The sequence below is a fragment of the Bacillota bacterium genome, assembly GCA_033549065.1.
In the GTDB taxonomy this organism is placed as follows: Bacteria; Bacillota; Dethiobacteria; order DTU022; family DTU022; genus JAWSUE01.
The window spans coordinates 115,578-133,568 of record JAWSUE010000010.1; the positions used below are offsets into that span (position 1 = coordinate 115,578).

At 44.5% G+C, this 17,991-nt stretch carries 18 protein-coding genes; all 18 read left to right on the top strand.

What is annotated here, in order from left to right; all coding sequences use genetic code 11:
• The first annotated feature begins 14 nt into the window (after window positions 1-14).
• Complete coding sequence (locus SCJ97_08500; protein MDW7740078.1) at window positions 15-1,088, top strand: carbon-nitrogen hydrolase family protein; 1,074 nt, start codon at window positions 15-17, stop codon at window positions 1,086-1,088.
• Window positions 1,089-1,123: 35 nt separating this feature from the next.
• Complete coding sequence (locus SCJ97_08505) at window positions 1,124-2,266, top strand: DUF362 domain-containing protein (protein MDW7740079.1); 1,143 nt, start codon at window positions 1,124-1,126, stop codon at window positions 2,264-2,266.
• Window positions 2,267-2,465: 199 nt separating this feature from the next.
• Complete coding sequence (locus tag SCJ97_08510) at window positions 2,466-3,785, top strand: Xaa-Pro peptidase family protein (GenBank protein ID MDW7740080.1); 1,320 nt, start codon at window positions 2,466-2,468, stop codon at window positions 3,783-3,785.
• Window positions 3,786-3,936: 151 nt separating this feature from the next.
• The gene (locus SCJ97_08515; protein ID MDW7740081.1) at window positions 3,937-5,253 is read left to right on the top strand and encodes a DUF362 domain-containing protein; all 1,317 of its coding nucleotides are present in this window, start codon (window positions 3,937-3,939) and stop codon (window positions 5,251-5,253) included.
• Window positions 5,254-5,289: 36 nt separating this feature from the next.
• Window positions 5,290-6,318 carry an alcohol dehydrogenase catalytic domain-containing protein gene (locus SCJ97_08520; GenBank protein MDW7740082.1) on the top strand — a complete coding sequence of 343 codons (1,029 nt, stop codon included), beginning with the start codon at window positions 5,290-5,292 and terminating at the stop codon, window positions 6,316-6,318.
• An 80-nt stretch (window positions 6,319-6,398) separates the two neighbouring features.
• Complete coding sequence (locus SCJ97_08525; protein ID MDW7740083.1) at window positions 6,399-7,235, top strand: phosphoenolpyruvate hydrolase family protein; 837 nt, start codon at window positions 6,399-6,401, stop codon at window positions 7,233-7,235.
• A 12-nt stretch (window positions 7,236-7,247) separates the two neighbouring features.
• Window positions 7,248-8,498: a Tm-1-like ATP-binding domain-containing protein gene (locus SCJ97_08530; protein MDW7740084.1), complete on the top strand. Its 1,251-nt coding sequence runs from the start codon at window positions 7,248-7,250 to the stop codon at window positions 8,496-8,498.
• 27 nt (window positions 8,499-8,525) lie between these two features.
• Window positions 8,526-9,311, top strand: coding sequence for a creatininase family protein (locus SCJ97_08535; GenBank protein MDW7740085.1), 786 nt, complete (start codon window positions 8,526-8,528; stop codon window positions 9,309-9,311).
• 270 nt (window positions 9,312-9,581) lie between these two features.
• The gene (locus SCJ97_08540) at window positions 9,582-10,343 is read left to right on the top strand and encodes an SDR family oxidoreductase (protein ID MDW7740086.1); all 762 of its coding nucleotides are present in this window, start codon (window positions 9,582-9,584) and stop codon (window positions 10,341-10,343) included.
• Window positions 10,344-10,383: 40 nt separating this feature from the next.
• Complete coding sequence (locus tag SCJ97_08545) at window positions 10,384-10,767, top strand: hypothetical protein (GenBank protein MDW7740087.1); 384 nt, start codon at window positions 10,384-10,386, stop codon at window positions 10,765-10,767.
• A gap of 7 nt (window positions 10,768-10,774) precedes the next feature.
• Entirely contained in the window at window positions 10,775-10,933 is a 159-nt protein-coding gene (locus SCJ97_08550; protein MDW7740088.1) for a hypothetical protein, read from the top strand.
• A 43-nt stretch (window positions 10,934-10,976) separates the two neighbouring features.
• Window positions 10,977-12,818 (top strand): aldehyde ferredoxin oxidoreductase family protein, encoded by a 1,842-nt coding sequence (locus tag SCJ97_08555; protein MDW7740089.1) that lies wholly within the window; start codon window positions 10,977-10,979, stop codon window positions 12,816-12,818.
• The gene (locus tag SCJ97_08560) at window positions 12,815-13,207 is read left to right on the top strand and encodes a 4Fe-4S dicluster domain-containing protein (protein ID MDW7740090.1); all 393 of its coding nucleotides are present in this window, start codon (window positions 12,815-12,817) and stop codon (window positions 13,205-13,207) included. Before SCJ97_08555 ends, SCJ97_08560 begins: the two co-directional genes overlap by 4 nt.
• A gap of 28 nt (window positions 13,208-13,235) precedes the next feature.
• Window positions 13,236-13,511, top strand: a complete 276-nt coding sequence (locus tag SCJ97_08565; GenBank protein MDW7740091.1) for a MoaD/ThiS family protein — start codon at window positions 13,236-13,238, stop codon at window positions 13,509-13,511.
• 16 nt (window positions 13,512-13,527) lie between these two features.
• Window positions 13,528-15,276, top strand: coding sequence for a CocE/NonD family hydrolase (locus tag SCJ97_08570; GenBank protein ID MDW7740092.1), 1,749 nt, complete (start codon window positions 13,528-13,530; stop codon window positions 15,274-15,276).
• 29 nt (window positions 15,277-15,305) lie between these two features.
• Window positions 15,306-16,136 (top strand): carbon-nitrogen hydrolase family protein, encoded by an 831-nt coding sequence (locus SCJ97_08575; protein MDW7740093.1) that lies wholly within the window; start codon window positions 15,306-15,308, stop codon window positions 16,134-16,136.
• Window positions 16,137-16,195: 59 nt separating this feature from the next.
• The gene (locus tag SCJ97_08580) at window positions 16,196-17,506 is read left to right on the top strand and encodes a DUF362 domain-containing protein (protein ID MDW7740094.1); all 1,311 of its coding nucleotides are present in this window, start codon (window positions 16,196-16,198) and stop codon (window positions 17,504-17,506) included.
• Window positions 17,507-17,633: 127 nt separating this feature from the next.
• The coding region (locus SCJ97_08585) for a GntR family transcriptional regulator (protein ID MDW7740095.1) at window positions 17,634-17,991 on the top strand (358 nt) is incomplete at its 3' end.

A 17,991-nucleotide genomic window follows, 5' to 3' on the forward strand; every position in this document is an offset into this window, starting at 1 on the left:
AAAGGAGAACTACCATGGGAGATACCTATCCTACCTTAAAAGTTGCGGCTGTCCAGGCTGTGCCGGTATTTCTTGATCGGGAAGCAACTACGGAAAAAGCATGTAAATTAATCCGGGAAGCCGGAGAGGGAGGAGCAAAATTTATAGTATTTCCGGAAGGTTTTATTCCTTCTCACCCGGTATGGTATCATTTTCACCCGGGCACAAGTTCTACAGGAATCAAGCTGAGTGTTGAACTCTTCAAGAATTCTGTCGAAATCCCCGGCCCACAGATTACCGATCTCTGCCAGGCGGCCAAAGATGCTGAAGCCTATGTTGTAATGGGACTTTGTGAAAAATTACCTAATACTATTGGAACAATGTATAACACGCAGGTTTTTATCGGTCCTGACGGAAGTTACCTGGGCAAACATCAGAAGCTTGCGCCTACGGTTGGAGAGAGGTTGGTCCATAAAGGCGGGTTTGGTGACACTTTCGGTACTATTGAAACCGAGTATGGTCCTGTCAGCGGCCTGCTCTGCAGTGAAAACTCCAATCCTTTGATGATCATGGCTTTATGCGCCGAAGGTACCAGAATCCATGCTGCGGCATGGCCAAATCATTGGAGCAAACTCCAGAAGTCAATGAAAGAATTTGTATCAATAGCTACATTGAATTTTGCTCAGGCTACAAAAGCATTTGTGATCAGTTCATGCGCTACAGTAGATGAACGAATGATCAAAATGATGGAATTAACCCCTGAAGAAGAAAATATACTTAGAGAACCTGAATATGCCGGAGGGTCGATGATTGCGGCTCCCAATGGCAAATTGATAGCCGGACCCATGGGAAATGAAGAAGGTATCCTTTATGCAGATATTGATCTTGAACTATCTGTAAGACATAAGCTGGAGCATGATTTTGCCGGTCACTATAATCGTTCTGATGTATTTCAGCTGTTTATTAACAGAAATGCTCCACAACTATATATCCAGCAGGGAAAAAAATTTCCCGATCCGGAAAATCTTTTTGAAAAGATTCAGGATTCATCAGATATTGATGAGTTGGCTTTGAATTATTTTCAGGATGAAGAATCAGATGGATGTTAATAAATAACTAATCAGCCCGGTGGGAGAGTTTATAGATGAAAAAGGTTCTTATTGTTGACAGTAATTATGAAAACTGCATTGAAGCTGTAAGGGAAGTATTTGCCCAATTCCCTTCGAATCTGCGTGGGAAAAAGGTTGCCGTTAAGGTAAACGCGATCAAAGCAGGCGACCCGGACAAAGATGCCTTTACAACCAACTATAATTTTGTTAAAGCAGTAATCAGTCACCTGGAAACTCTCGGGCCATCGTCAATTGTTGTCGGTGATTCTGTGGGAACCGAGTCGTACGGTAATTCTGATGATGTTTTCACCAGGGCCAGGCTGAAAGAAGCTGCCGGTCCCTATTATAAAAACTTTAATCAGAATCTTGAACTGGTAGAATTGGGAAGACCTCTCAAACGAAAAGTGGCGGTATTGAAGGATATCCTTGATGCCGATTTTTATATTTCGCTCCCAAAATTGAAAACCCATGGATTAACCCTGCTGAGCGGGGGAATGAAAAATAATTTTGGACTGCTCACGGGAGCTCAAAAATCCTGGTACCATTATTACTCAAAAACACCGGAAGCTTTTGCCTCGATCGTAACTGAAATGTTCCGTTTGCGACCCCCTGATCTGGTTGTCATGGATGCCGTTTTGGCTATGGAAGGTTACGGCCCGGCTTCTCCTGAAACTAGGTGGGTAAAAAAAGTAATTGCCTCAGATGATGCAGTAGCGCTCGATACAGTTGCTGCTAAAATTGTTGGATTTACCGTAGAAGAAGTGCCCACTTTATCCCAGGCCAGGGATTTAAGTTTGGGGGAAACTTTCCTGGAGAACATTGAGATTATTGGTGAGGCCCCTACTATACAGGAATACCATCGTCCCACACCGCCTGAATTGTCTTACAGCTATAAAGCCGGGGTAGGCTCGGGCAGGACTTCAATCGAATTCTACCGGGTCCGGGTTGCCATGCGGCCGGTTTTTGATCCTGAAAAATGTCAGGCAGGTTGTACAATATGTGTCGATAACTGTCTATTTAAAGCTCTAAGCAGGGATGAGGGATTACCTGAGATTAATCCTGCTTTGTGTATGTTATGCAGTGGTTGCAAGGAAATTTGCCCTTATGATGCGGTACAGCTTCTACCGGATGATACGATAGTTAAAGAGCTGGAAATTAAAGAAAAAGACTGGATGTAACCCAGGTACATTTCATCTCACTCCCATACCTAAAAAAGTATAAAAAAACAGATTAATCCAGGACAAGTAATTTGGCAAATAACGGGAAAAGTTCGTTATTAAATCATTCCAAATGCTGACAAACAGGGGTAGGTTGTATTGCTTTTTGAATGTCTGATATGCTATAATTCAGTAAATAAGACAAGGAGGTTTGACAGGTATGCAATACGGTCAGTTTGCTGTTGATTATGAGCATCGCCCTTATAATCCTGAAAGAATGCGTATTGAAAGAGTAGAGCGGGCTCAGCAGGCTTTAAAAAAACATGGTCTCGGGGCGTTAATCCTTTATGACTATGATTATCACCGTTATTTAGGTTACTATTCTTACCATCAATATGCGAGGCGCAGGTTAGGTACTTACGTATTATTGGTTCAGGGACAGGGATTTCCATATGTCAACGTTGATAAATATGAACACGGTTGGGAAAGCTTAAGGATGCCCTGGTTTGAAGGTAAAATGGTTTTAAAATCATCAAAACCTTACCAGCTTTGCAACGGGTTACCCGACACCCCCGAATTCATGGAAAAATCCTTTGAAGAGAACGCTGCAGAAATAAAAGCACTGCTTAAAAAGCATGATTTGCTTGATATGCCGGTCGGTATCGATGTTGCGAGCGCACACCTACTCGATGTTTTGAGAAGAAACGGCTTAAATGTTGTAGATGGAAATAACTGTATGGTTGATGCCATCAGGGTAAAAACTGAGGATGAAATTCACTGTCTGCGCATGGCGGGTGCGATTACCGAAGCTGCTCACTGGGAAGTAGCCCAGGCGTTGCGTCCGGGAATGACTGAGCTGGAGATAGCCGGTATTGCGGCCAATGGATGTTTCAAGCATGGAGCAGAAGAACTTGAAGGCCCCAGCTTTGTCGTTTGTTCCGGTGAACGTTCCGGATACGGATTGCCGAACATGCCTACTGACAGAAGAGTAAGGCCTGGTGATTTTGTGGTTCTTGACATAAATGGTGTCAGCTTTAACGGCTACCGGACCTGTTTTTACCGTACATACCTGGTTGGTGACAAACCGACTGAATTCCAGAAAGAAGTTTATGATATCGCCTACGAAGGCTTGATGGCCATGTCGTCCTGCATGAAGCCGGGTATCACAACAGCCGATGTTCAGAAAGAATGGCTTAAAAAAGGCGATGCACCGGGACTCTGGGGTAGAGAACCAAAATGGCCGGAACCGGGACGTTATTTCTTTGGTTCAGGCGGACATCCCATAGGGCTGCGTTCAGGTGATCCGGGCGCAACCATAGCAGGTTCAGGCTGGATTTTCGGGGACTTCCCGGGTGGCAAAATTGAGAAGAACATGACATTTGCCAACGAAGTTGCAGTATTTACCTGGCTGGGAGACAGATGGGCAAAAGACGGTGTTAAACTGGAACACTGCGGTGTTGTAACCGATGACGGCTTTGAAATCTTCTACCGCTTCCCGATGAAAGACCTGATCGTTTGCGGATTGCCGGGCCTATACTAAAAATGAGGCCAGTTCGGTAAACAGAACTACTTTCGAAATATTCCTCACTCCCTTCGGGAGTGTGGAATATTTCTTTAGTTTTTTCCCTTGCTTAACCGATCTATCTTAATTGTGGTAAAGGAAATAATGGTAAGGAGGGATTATTGTATATATGCCTTCATCGAATAACCCCCGGGTAGTGATTACCCATCGAGAATCTATCCCCGGTACACCTGGCAGCTATACAAATGAAGAACTTGCTGTTGTCTATGAAATGGTCAGAGAATCGGTAGATATACTTGGTGGCATAGATTCTATAATAAAGCCGGGCGATAAAGTTGTAGTTAAGATCAATGCCGGTGTTCCTACTCCTGCAGACAAGGGATATGATACAGATCCACGAGTTCTTGAGGCTGTTATCAAGTTGATCAAAGAGGAAACAAAGGCGGAATCTGTTAAGGTAATTGAAAGATCTGCTTCCTATGGGGACACTTCAAAATCTCTCGAGGTTTCCGGTTTAAAAGCTGCTGCTGAACGGGCAGGTGTTGATGAAATTATCAATCTGCAGCATGTTGAACGGGTTTCAGTTCAGGTACCTAAACCTGAAGTTCTTTTTGAACCGGTTATGCTTCCCCGGTGCCTACTTGAAGCCGACAGGATTATTTACATTCCCAAAATGAAAGTTCATAAGCTTACCCAGGTATCGCTGTCCATGAAGTTAAGCCAGGGTTTACTGGCCTGGAGCGATATTCACCGCAACCACCGGACCGATATTGATCAGAAAATGGCCGATCTCCTGCAGCTTATCAAGCCCGATCTTATTATCATGGATGCCCTTTGGCCTACGCAGGGTCAGGGTCCGGTATCGCCATTTCCGGACGATTTAATCAAAGATTTTAATGTAATAATTGCCGGAACTGATTCGGTTGCAGTTGATACAGTTGCCTCTACTATTATGGGGTTTGAACCCCTTCACGAGATACCTATGATCAGAACCGCATCCATGCTCGGTCTGGGTGAAGGTAGCCTTGAAAAAATTGAAGTATTGGGCACTCCAATAGAGAAGGTTAAACGTAACTTCAGGCGAGGTAATATTGACCTGGCCGGGATTCATCCCAAGGTTAAAGCTTATTACGGAAGCGCCTGTAAGGGTTGCATACATTTGACCAGGACTAGTCTTGACTCATGGTTGGCCATTCCTGAAAACCTCAAGCAGCTAGAGCAGCTTGAACAGCTCACATTTATCATAGGGCCGCGGACTACAGTCCCCGATAACATTCCACACAATCCTCCTCATTCATACACATTTGTTATTGGCGACTGTGCCTGTGAGCACAAGAATAAAGGCATATTTTTACCGGGTTGTACTTCCTGGAGTATCGCTCAGATGGACTTTATCGGAAAGACTGAAGAAGAACTGGTCGATTGGTATCTGAAACGTTACCCCGGGGTTGAGAAAGATGAGAATCAATGCCCGTTAATACCCTAGCATTAAATTCTTACTTACAGGAGGATGATATTATCGATGAAAGCGATGGTACTGGAAGAGTTTAACCAGCCTTTAAAATTGAGAGAGTTAGATATACCGAAGCCTGCCGCTGATGAAGTGCTGATCAAGGTGCGTGCTTGCAGTATTTGCGGAACAGATTTAAAAATTATCAGCGGCAAAATTGACACTGTTCCCCTGCCCCTGATACCCGGGCATGAATCAACCGGTGATGTAATCGAGATTGGGGCCGAAGTAAAAGATTTGAAAGTGGGCGACAGGGTAACGGTGGATCTTTATGTAACCTGTGGTCAGTGCAAAAATTGTCTCGCCGGAAGAAATACCATTTGCATGGAATCAATAAAACGGTATGGTTTTGAAGTTAACGGTGGCTTTGCCGAATACATGGTAGTCAAAGAAGAAAAAGCGGTAAAAGTACCCGACACTATGACCTACCCCGAAGCGGCGCTTATACCGGATGCTATTGCCACTTCTGTCCGGGCCTTTGCTGACAGGTATCATCTTCAGGAAGGTGAAATAGTGCTGGTTCTCGGCATAGGTGGCCTGGGAATACACGGTGTCCAGGTGGCAAAAGCATATGGAGCCACTGTAATTGCTGCAGATGTGGATAATAAAAAACTGCAGAGGGCCAAAGAATTGGGCGCAGATTATACCTGCAACACCGCCGAAGAAGATCTTGTCGCATTTTGCAAATCACTGACAAACGGTTATGGTGTGGATGTTGTCGGTGAGTATGTAGGCATCCCAAAGGTCAGTGAACTTGGGTTGAAATGCCTGAGAATGGGTGGAACGATGATCTTCCTCGGTTATGCTCCCGGTACTGTTTTTGAGGTTCCCTCCATGGATATAGCTATGGGCGAGAGAACTATTACCGGTTCGAGAGCAATGGACAGGAAGAGTATGCTGGAAGCAATCAGGTTGGTCAGCGAAGGTAAGGTAAAGCCGCAGGTAGACAGCTACTTTGCGTTGGAAGATGCAAATGCAGCGCTGGAGAGGTTGAAAGGCGAAGGCTACCTTGGCAGGGGATTGCTTGCTATAGATTTATAAATTGAATCCGATAACATCAGGAAATTGCCGGTAAGGACGGCTAAAAAAATAAACACGGTTCAGAGAGGAGAGTTCGGGTTATGGGTAAAAGGTACACTTGTGATGAGGTTGTTGCCCGCTTGAAAAATGAAATAGCAAACAAAAGATCGATTCTCCTGGTTGGTGTAGGCAACGGCATAGTAGCGAAAATGTGCGAGCTCGGCGGAGTTGATTTGATTGCAACATATATTATGGCTCGCTACCGGATGGCCGGACATAGTTCTATGCTTGGTTATCTTTCCATAGGAGATGCGAATGCGGTAGCTCTGGAGTTGGGAGAACGCGAAGTAATTCCAGTTGTCAAAGAAACCCCGGTCATTGCCGGTCTTCTTGGGTGTGATGTAACCCGTGACCTCGGTTATTTGCTGGATCAGGTGAAAGCGGTTGGTTTTTCGGGGATTCACAACTGCCCCACGCTTGCCCTGATTGACGGGGTCTTCAGGCAGGTTCTGGAAGAGACCGGCATCAAATTTGATCGTGAAGTAGAAATGGTCCGGCTGGCCCGTGAACGGGACCTATTCTGTGAAGTATTTGTAACTAACGAAGAAGAAACAGAGAAGATGGTAAAAGCAGGAGCCAATTTGATCATCGCCCACATGGGCAATTCTCTCGGGGGAACTATTGGCTCGGATTATACTTTAACACTTGATGAATCTGTAGAGCGCACCCAGAAAATTATCGACGCGGCCAGGGCAATAGATCCCGAAGTTATTACCATGTGTCATGGTGGTCCCATCGCTTATCTCGATGATTTTAAATATGTTCTCTCCCGGGTAAAGGGACTCGATGGTTTTATGGGTGGTTCCAGTGTTGAGAGACTTCCGGTTGAGAAAAGCCTCCTGGAAGTGGTTCGCGAATATAAATCGGTAACATTGTGAGGGTAGAATGTAATGGCAAAATGCGTTGCCTTAATCGGTGCATTCAATACAAAAAGAAAAGAGCTTGAATACATCAGGCAGAGTTTACTGAAGAATAAACTGGAAACGATTTTGATTGACCTGAGCTGTCTGGAATATGAAGACTCGGAGAGTAAAACCGATTACTCCCAGGAAATAGTGGCCAATAAGGCAGGAGTAAACATTGAAGATGTTTTTGGCAAGCCCCTTTTCAAGGTTGCTCCTCACATGTCACTGGGGGCCTCTCGGATACTCTCTGAGCTGATTGAAGAGAATAAGATCCATGGCTGTATCGGCATCGGGGGTGCTAATGGAACACTGCTTGCTGCTTCAGTGATGGAGAACCTGCCTTTTGGATTTCCGAAGGCGATCATCTCGGTTATGGCAGCCGTTGATTCCAGGCGTCTGATCAGCCATACCGATATAGTCCTCTTCAATACAATCGGTGACGCAGTCCTTAATCCAGTCCTTGAAGTAATGATCAAGACTGCAACCGCAGCCCTTAAAGGGATGGTTGATGCCGCTGTTAAACCGGATCTGCCTCAAATGGTCGGCTTGACTGTGTTAGGGGTAACAGATCAATGTGTTCATCAGTGCATGGAGCTGTTGAGTGAAAAAGACTATCCGTACCTGCTGTTGCACAGTAATGGCCCCGGTGGAGCCACTTTGGAGAAGATGACTTCACGGGATGCTTTTTGGGGCATTCTCGACATAACGACTAATGAGCTGTTGAACAATCTGCTTGGGGGAGTTTTTGATGCTGGTTCCAACCGGCTGGAAGCGGCCGTGAAAAAAGGACTGCCCCTTGTTGTATCAACCGGAGCGGTCGATTTTGTTAACTTCTGGGGGCTCCAGATACCTGAAAAATATCACGGCAGGCTTTTCATCAGGCATAATATCGTTAATACACTGATGAGAACCGATCCCGATGAAAATGCTCTTCTGGGCAGGGTAATGGCCGAAAGATTGAACAGAGCCGTAGCTCCGGTAAAAGTGTTAATTCCGGAAAAAGGATTTTCCAAGTATGATCGCCAGGGCGGCATCAAGGGCACAGATCTTGATGGGAATGTCCGTGGAGACTGGTACTGGCCGGAAGCAAACCGGGCTTTTGTTAATTCGCTTCAGGAAAATTTATCCAATGAGCTGGTCAGGGTGGAAGTAAAGAATATGCATGTAAATGATCCCGATTTTTCAAGAGAGTTGGTTGATGCCTTACTGGCGATTAAGATTGCAAATGAGTTTTAGTAACTCAAAGAAAGGAAGGATATATTTATGTTAAGAAAAATGGAAAATATGACCTGGCTGGAAATGGCCGATGCAGTCAAAGAAACTGATACTGTTTTAGTACCTATCGGAGCAATTGAGATGCAGGGGCCTCACCTGCCCCTGGTTGTCGATAGCCTGGCTGCCCAGTATGTTGCTGAAAAGGTTGCGGAGAAAACTAATACTGTTTTAGCGCCTCTTATCAACGTGGGTACTAGCGAGTGGCACAAGTATTTCCCGGGAATAATCAGCTTATCAAAGACAACGCTGTTGGAATATTTGCGTGATTACTGCAATAGTCTGGTGCTTAATGGTTTTAAAAGAATTTTATTCTTCAGCCCGCATGTTATCAACGATGATGTCATCGCATCAGTCGGACTCGAGTTGAGGGAAAAGGGAATCCTGGTAGGTTCAGTCAACCTGTGGCATATAAGCGCCGAGATAGTACAGAACAAGAATATTGAATTTGAAGAGAAAAACTTCACCCATGCCGGTGAGATTATGACATCGGTTATTATGGCTATTGCTCCTGAACTGGTTAAAATGGATAAAGCGGAGACTGAATATCCGCGGACACCGATTCCCGACACGCCATTTGCCGGTCTTCATAAGCTTAAGTACCGTGATACAAGCTTCTCAATCTTCAGGTTTTCAAATGAAGAAACTACTTCCGGTTCGCTGGGCAATCCGATGGCAGCTACTCCGGAAAAAGGCCAGAAAGTGATCGACGGCTGGCTCGAAGTTATAGTCCCATTCGTCGGCGAATTTCAAAAATGCACAGATTCTACCTGCTAATAAATATGCAACTATTGGAAGGGCTGTCGGAAGAGCAGCCCTTCTCACTTTCCATCACTCCTGAAAGATATTTATATTTTAAAAAGGACTTGAAAAATTGTTAGCGAAATAATATAGTCATAGTATCATATGACGTCTGATGACTAAATATTTAAACAAATTATTTCCTGCACTTTTAAAGTAGTCAGCCATAGATAAGGAAAATGTGTCTATAATTTGATCGATGTCATACTGATGGGCCTAAATATTAATAGGTAGGAGTTGAATGCTATGAAGGAAATGTTCTCTTTAGAAGGAAAGGTAGCTTTGGTTACCGGTGCCGCACAGGGGATAGGCAAGGAAATGGCCTTGGGTTTTGCCAGGTCCGGTGCTGATCTCTGCTTAGTAGATCTAAACCTTGAAAAACTGGAAGCTGTAAAAAAAGAAATTGAAGATCTTGGTAAGAAGTGTCTGGCCTTAAAAGTGAATCTTAATTCAGTTGAAGAAATTGAAAAGATGGCTGCAGATGCATATGCAAAGTTTGGAAAGATAGATATACTCGCAAATATTGCAGGGGTAAATGTTCACAAGGCTGCTGAAGAAATGACCGAAGAAGATTGGGATTTTGTTCTCGATGTAAACTTGAAAGCTCTATTCTTCTGCTGTAAAGCAGTCGGCAAATATATGCTGGAAAAAGGCAGCGGAAGAATTATTAATATGAGTTCATCCTTTGGAATAGTCGGTTTTTGGGGCCGCACAGCCTATGCTTCCAGCAAGGCCGCTGTTTCCAACCTGACAAAGACTCTGGCTATTGAATGGTCCGGAAAGGGCATCAATGTTAACGCAATTGCTCCCGGTCCGGTTTGGACAGAAGCGCGTGATCACCTCTTTTCTGATAAAGAATTCTATAAAAAATTAATGGAAAAACTGCCGATAAACAGGGTAGCCAAGCCGATCGATATTGTCGGTCCGGCCATTTTCCTGGCCAGTCCAGCCTCAGATTTTGTAACCGGGGAAACACTGCTTGTTGATGGTGGTTGGTGCGCGCACTAATACTATTGGCTCTAATAGATCAAGTAGGAGGAAAATAAACATGAATATTGACATTCACACTCACTATTTACCGCAGGAATTTATAGACCTGGTCAAAAAGGATCCGGTGAAGTACCAGGCCAGAATTGAAAAGAACGACCTTGGGGAAGAGATTATTTATCATGATCAGGGATATTCCTATCCTCTCTATCCCGGTTTTTATGATCTTGAGGCACGTCTTCGTGATATGGACGCTAGGAACATTGATCTGGATATTTTATCAATAGCACCCACGCTGTATTATTACTGGGCGGAAAACTCTCTTGCTCTTGAAATCGCAAAAATATGCAATGACAGCGTATACAGGATGGTCCAACAAAAACCTGAAAGACTGAAGGCGATGGCTACAGTTCCGAACAATAACGCACTGGGGACCTGCCCTTAAAGCGCTGATTGATACGCATTCAGCTGATAAGATAATGTTGGGTAGCGATTACCCCTTTGATATGGCCGATCCTGATCCTGTAAGAAGCGTAAAAAGTTTAAATCTTGATAGTGATACAGAAAAGAAAGTTCTCGGTAGCAATGCAGAAAACTTGTTTCGGGATTGATTTGAAACTGATTGAGATTTGTGAAAACTAAGAGGTGATAAATGTGGACTGCTTAAAAGGCAAATTGTTGGAAATTAATTTATCCAGCGGCCAGACCAGGGTGCGCGATATTGATGATAAAGTTCAGAAGCTGTTCTTTGGGGGCAGGTCTCTGGGCGCAAAACTGCTTTATGATGAACTAATGAAAGGAGTAGAACCCCTTTCACCGGATAATAAGCTTTTTGTTTTAACCGGTCCTGTAACCGGAACCATCGTGCCGAATGCGGGGAAGTATGTGGTTGTAACCAAATCACCGTTGACCGGAGCTTTTCTTGATTCCTATGCCAGTGGTTTGATATCGGCACAGATCCGTTTTGCCGGTTATGATGGTTTGCTGATCAGTGGAAAAGCTGAAAAACCGGTTTATATCTGGATTAAAGACGATCAGGTTGAAATAAGAGATGCCGGTCATCTCTGGGGTAAAGATACGATCGAATCAGAGGATCTGATCAAAGAGGAAACAGAAGATCAGGCCGGTGTGATGGTCATCGGCCCTGCCGGAGAGAAGATGGTTAGAATAGCCAGTATTAACAGTGATCACTACCGGCAGGCAGGCAGGGGCGGCGGTGGAGCTGTCATGGGTTATAAAAACCTGAAAGGCATAGCAGTTTTTGGTACCGGTGATGTAATCCCCCATGACGGGAAAAAGCTGCAAAAGAAATATGAAGAAGACCTATCAAAGCTGCTCTCAAGTGATGTGGGCGTTGCCAGAAAGAGATTTGGTACTCCCCTAACCCTGACAATCACAAACAAGGCAGGAATGCTGCCGGTCAATAATTTTCAGAAATGTACTTTTCCGGAGGCTGTTGATCAGATCGATGGTTTAGGCGTTGAAAAATCAACGATTAAAACACGGGCTTGCTGGGGATGCATGGTTGCCTGTTCGAAAATAACCAAGGTTATAGAGGAGGGCCCCTATGAAGGTGATGAAGTCGAAGGACCTGAATATGAAACACTGAGTATTTTGGGATCAAACCTGGGTATCGCCACCCTGCCTCCGATAATCAGGGCTAATATACTTTGTGACAGGTTGGGCATCGATACCATCTCTGCCGGTGTTGTTATCGCTTTCGTTATGGAGTGTTACCAGAGAGATCTTCTCAGTGAAGACGAAATTGGTGTCAAAAATCCCGCTTTCGGTAATGATGCAGCAGTTATGGAATTGATCGAGATGATTGCTTACAGGCGGGGCTTCGGTGATAAAATGGCTGAAGGTACTCTGCGCCTTGCTGAAGTTGTCGGTAAAGGCAGCAGTGTATTTGCCATGCATGTGAAAGGTATGGAGTTCCCGGGGTATGAACCTAGAGCTGCCTTCGGAGCATGTCTTTCTTATGCTGTATCCCCCCGCGGCGCCTGTCACCGCCGGGCCTGGCCACCTGCCAAAGAAGTGCTCGGAGGATACCCTCCCTTTACCACGGAAGGCAAAGCGGAAATCGTCAGAGATCTCTATAATGAAAATGGTATCCTGCACAGCCTGCTGGTATGCGATTTCCCCGCTAAATTTATACCGCTCAATATGGCAGATTACGCCGAGTATGTAACCTATGCCTGCGGTATGGAAACCACCCGGGAAGACCTGCAGCAGATGACAGAACGTGGTGAAACGATGATCCGCATGTTCAACAACAGGGAAGGATTCACCCGGGATGATGATACTCTGCCGGCCAGGATATTGGAAGAAACCCTATCCGATGGCCCAAACCCGGGACAGCGTTTTACGAAAGCCGATCTCGATTTTATGATCGATGAGTATTATGCACTGAGGGGATGGGATTCAAAGGGAACACCTTTGCCTGAGACCTTGAAAAAACTGGGCATAGAGGATCAGGGGAGGGCTCTAAAATGAAAAGAATAAAAGTAATCAAGGAAAACTGTTATGACTGCAGAATTTGTGAACTTGTCTGCTCCCAGACTCATACTGGCGTATACAGACCTATGATGAGCCGCATAAAAGCGCCTTCTTCAATACCGGGGTCGGATAAACCTGTCGTCTGTCGTCAGTGTAAAAAACCTAAATGCGTGGAAGCCTGTCCGACCGGTGCTCTGACCAAAGGTGAGGAATGGATCCTCTTTGACGAATCCCTTTGTGACAGCTGTGGGTTATGTGTGGAGGCCTGTCCTTTCGATGCTATATGGCTGGTTGAAGAGAAACTTCTAAAATGTGATTTATGTGATGGAAATCCCCAGTGCGTTGCCGTCTGTCCCGGCAAGGCACTCGTTTATGAAGATTATTGATCCATATGAAAGAAACGCAGGTGAAAATATGAAAGTAATGATTCATCGGGTAGCGATAGCCGAAAACCTGCCTCCTCATTTTGAATTTAAACTTGAGGATAATGCAACATTTCACGATCTTGTTGTTCGTCTTAATGATGAATACGGCGAAGGAACCAGCGAAAAGATACTGTCCGGGGACAAACTTCGGGAGGGTGTTTTAGTCCTGGTTAATGGTAAATCCCTGCTTCAACTGGGAGGCCCTGAGCTGATTTTGAATGACGGCGACGATATTATGCTGGCTGTAACTGTATTTGGTGGTTAAAGGGGATATGATTACAATGGATTATTATTTGAGTGAAGTCCGGGATGGAATGCAAATTGACTGGGATGTTCCGATCAAGATGGATGACGGATTAATATTAAAAGCGGATGTATTCAGGCCGGTTGAAGAAGGGAAATATCCGGTAATTATGACCTACGGCCCCTATGGAAAAGGCCTTTCTTTCCAGGAAGGTTACCCGGGCCAGTGGAATAAAATGATCAGTGCCCATCCCGATGTTCCATATGGTTCAACGAATAAATATCAAAATTGGGAAGCTGTAGATCCTGAAAAGTGGGTTTCTGAAGGGTATGTTTGTGTCAGGGTTGATTCCAGAGGTTGCGGTCGGTCACCAGGGTTTGTTGATCACTTTTCAGAACGGGAAACGAAAGACTTCTATCAATGTATCGAATGGGCTGGTACCCAACTCTGGTCAAATGGTAAGGTTGGGTTAAACGGAATCTCCTATTATGCAATGAACCAGTGGCAGGTAGCTTCACTGAACCCTCCTCACCTATGTGCAATTTGCCCCTGGGAAGGGTCATCTGATTGGTACAGGGATGCGACTCATCACGGTGGTATGCTCTCAACATTTTGGACTCACTGGTATGATATGCAGGTAAAAACAGTGCAATATGGTTTAGGGGAAAGAGGCCTTCGTAATAAGGTTACAGGACAATTGGTTTGTGGTGATGAGAATCTATCGGATATTGAACTTGCAAAAAACCGTGCATCCTTTGGTGATGAAATTCTTGCTCACCCTTTAGATGATGAATATCATCGTGAAAGATCCCCTCAGTGGGACAAGATTACTGTTCCCATGCTTTCATCAGGGAACTGGGGTGGACAAGGCCTGCATTTAAGAGGCAACGTAGAGGGTTTTGTCCGGGCTGCTTCAAAACAAAAGTGGCTGGAAATTCACGGTTTGGAACACTGGACCCATTTTTATACAGATTACGGGGTTAATCTGCAGAAAAGATTCTTTGATTATTTCCTGAAGGGCGAGGAAAATGGATGGGACAAGCAGCCCTCTATTCAACTTCAAATTCGCCAGGTTGATGGTACTTTCGTCCAGCGCTTTGAGAACGAATGGCCTCTGGCCAGAACTGAATGGCGTAAATATTATTTACACCCTCGCGGTTATAAGCTTTCAACTGAATATGCAGATGACAAAACAAAAATCGAATTTGAAGCTCTTGGTGATGGGTTGACATTTCTTTCAGATCCATTTTCTGAAGAAACTGAAATAACTGGTCCGGTAGCATCGAAACTATTTATATCATCAAGTACGGAAGACGCTGATATTTTTGTTGTACTGAGGCTTTTCAGGCCTGACCTGCGTGAAGTAAACTTCGTAGGAGCTGTAGATCCGAACATGCCTCTTACGCTTGGATGGCTTAGAGCTTCGCATGGAAAGTTAGATCCACAATTAAATAAGCCTTATCGCCCTTACAATAAGCATGATGAAAAACAGCCTCTGAAACCCGGTGTGCCTTTTGAATTAGACGTAGAACTATGGCCAACTTGCATTGTTATCCCTAAAGGTTTTCGTATCGGATTTTCAATTCGTGGGAAAGACTACATATATCTCGAAAAAACAGGTATAAGAATTCCGAGCTTTAAAAATGAACTTAGAGGCTGTGGACCTTTTCTGCACGATGAACCGAGAGACCGGTTAAGTGGTGTTTTCGATGGTCGGACTGCTTTGCATTTCAGGCATGATAAACAGCCTTATCTTTTGGTTCCTGTTATACCGACTGTCGGTTAGGTTAATTTGATATAGTGGAGGCAAATATCATGAATGTTAAGGTCGCGCTGGTACAAACCAAGGTTGATGAAAGTGAAAATAGCTATGAGATTAATATACAGAGAGCATATGATTATATCGATAATGCTTTAAAAACAGGAGCACAGTTAATCTGTTTTCCCGAATCATATCCCGGTCCCTGGAAGAAGCCTCTTGACTTTTCTCCCCATGATGATCTGGCTAGAATAGCAAAGCAGAAAAGTATATATCTCATTTACGGTACAGCTGAAGAAGCCGAAGGACATCCCGGTAGGCACAGGATTGTGCAGGTTATGCTTGGTCCTGATGGTAATACTGTCGGTAAATATATGCGCACATCTCCACTCGGTCCCTGGATTTATCGGAAGAGCAGGTTCTGGGATCTGGAATATCTTGAAGCAGAAGATCTGCCTGTTTTTGAAACCGACCTGGGTGTAATCGGCATGCTGATCTGCAGTGAGGTTTACGTGCCTGAACTCAGCAGAATTCTCGCTATAAAAGGAGCTGAAATCACCTTTTTACCTGCCGGAATCTATAAAGCCGAACTCTTGGATACCTGGCGAACCCTGATCCATGCCCGGGCAATAGAAAATCTGATGTATACAGCCACCTGCCAGAATATATTGGGAGCTGAAGAAGGATTATGTATGGTGGCAAGTCCGGAAAATATCATCGGCGAGATAAAAACTGAAGGAGTTCTGACAGTTGATATAGACCTTCAGCGGATCAGGGAGATGCGGGAAGCGACAGATCAATATTCTCTTCCTCTGCAATATCGGACCAAGCCGGGTCTTTTAAAACAGTGGCGCCGACCAGTCATTTATGGAGATCTTGTTAAGTAAATAATTAGATTACTTAATCCCGGGAATTGCCGGCAGATTAAAGTAAAGGAGTTTATCAGATGAAGACCAAACCAAAGGTTTCAATCGTCCACGGGCAAAATGTAAGTGGTACTCCATGCAGCTATAATGAAGCGGATCTTGATGCAGTATACAACCTGGTTAAGGAAAGTATAGACTTAATTGGGGGGATAAGTTCTGTTGTCCAACCGGGAGACAGGGTGCTTTTGAAGGTCAACAGTACCGGTGAAGCTGCTGCCGATCGAGCAGCAACAACAGATCCCCGCGTGCTTCAATCGGTTATCCGCCTGATCAGAGATGAGGCAAAGCCTCGTTATATTAAGGTAATGGATCGAACTGGCGCTGCTCGCTGCACAGAACAATCTTTTTGTGCTACCGGATTAAAAGACGCTGCACTGAATGCCGGTGCCGATGATGTTATCAACCTCGAAAATGAAGCACGAGTGCAGGTGCGAATTCCGAAAGCCATGGCCCTGACCAAAGATGTGATCCACATCCCTAAGTGCTTGTTGGAAGCCGATACACTGATTTACATTCCAAAGCTAAAAGCACATAAGATCACATCTGTGAGCCTCACAATGAAGCTCAGCCAGGGGATGCTTCCCTGGAGTGATATATTGAAGTGTCATCGTGCCGATGTAGACATAAAAATGGTTGATTTGCTGAGAGTTATCAAACCAGATTTAAGTATAATCGACGGTCTCTGGGCTATGCAGGGCCAGGGACCATTTTCGCCCTTTCCGGATGATGTAATCAAAGATCTTAATCTGGTTATCGCCGGCAAAGATCCAGTTGCGGTTGATTCTGTTGCTTCAGCAGTGATGGGTTTCGAACCGATGCACGACATCAATATGGTCCGTGCCGCTACAATGTATGGTCTGGGAGAAGGGCGCCTGGAGAATATAGAGGTTATTGGTAAAAGCATTGAAGAGGTTAAAAGATATTTTCGTCGGGGTAGTATCGATATGAGCGGTTTACATCCCAAGATTGAAGCCTATTACGGTTCGGCCTGTACAGGCTGTATGGCCTTAACCAGAACTGGTCTGGACCCCTGGCTGGCTGATCCTGAACGGTTGAAAAAACTTGAAACAGTGGATCGCCTGACATTTGTCATGGGACCCCGCACGAATGTACCTGAAAAAATTTACCATAACCCGCCTTCTGCCTATGCTTTTATAGTCGGGGACTGTGCTGCTGAACATAAAGATAAAGGAATATTTTTACCCGGTTGTCCCGGATGGTACATCGGGTTTATTGACTTTATCGGTAAGAGTGAAGAAGAAATAGTTAATGAATATCTTTACCGCTACCCCAATATTGAAAAGCCGTATGAGGGAGGATTTTTACCCTAAACTTTATAAATTAGCTTAGTATAGAAGACGGTGTTTAAAAAAGGATCATAAATACTGGTGGAGTTGACTTATTCACCATAGTCTTTTAGTACCTTATGCTATATAGCCGTTGTTTGGAGGAGTTAAAATGTTGTTAAACAGAAAAACTCTCAATGACCAGGTAATTGAAATCATTTTGGGCAAAATCAGGGATGGGGAATTGAAACCCGGAGAAAGACTGGATTCTCAGGATGAACTGGCCGTAAAATTGGGAGTAAGCAGATCAACTGTCAGGGAAGCCTTTTCCAAACTCGCTTCCATGGGAGTGATCGATATTCTTCATGGTCAGGGTACATTTGTAAAGAAAGTCCAGGATTATTCTTACATGGATAATTTACTGGCTTCATTGAACTTATTGGATAAAGATTCGATCCTGCATGTGCTTGAGGTGAGAAAGGTTATTGAGAGTTCTACTGTTCAACTTGCTGCTGAAAAGGCAGATGAGG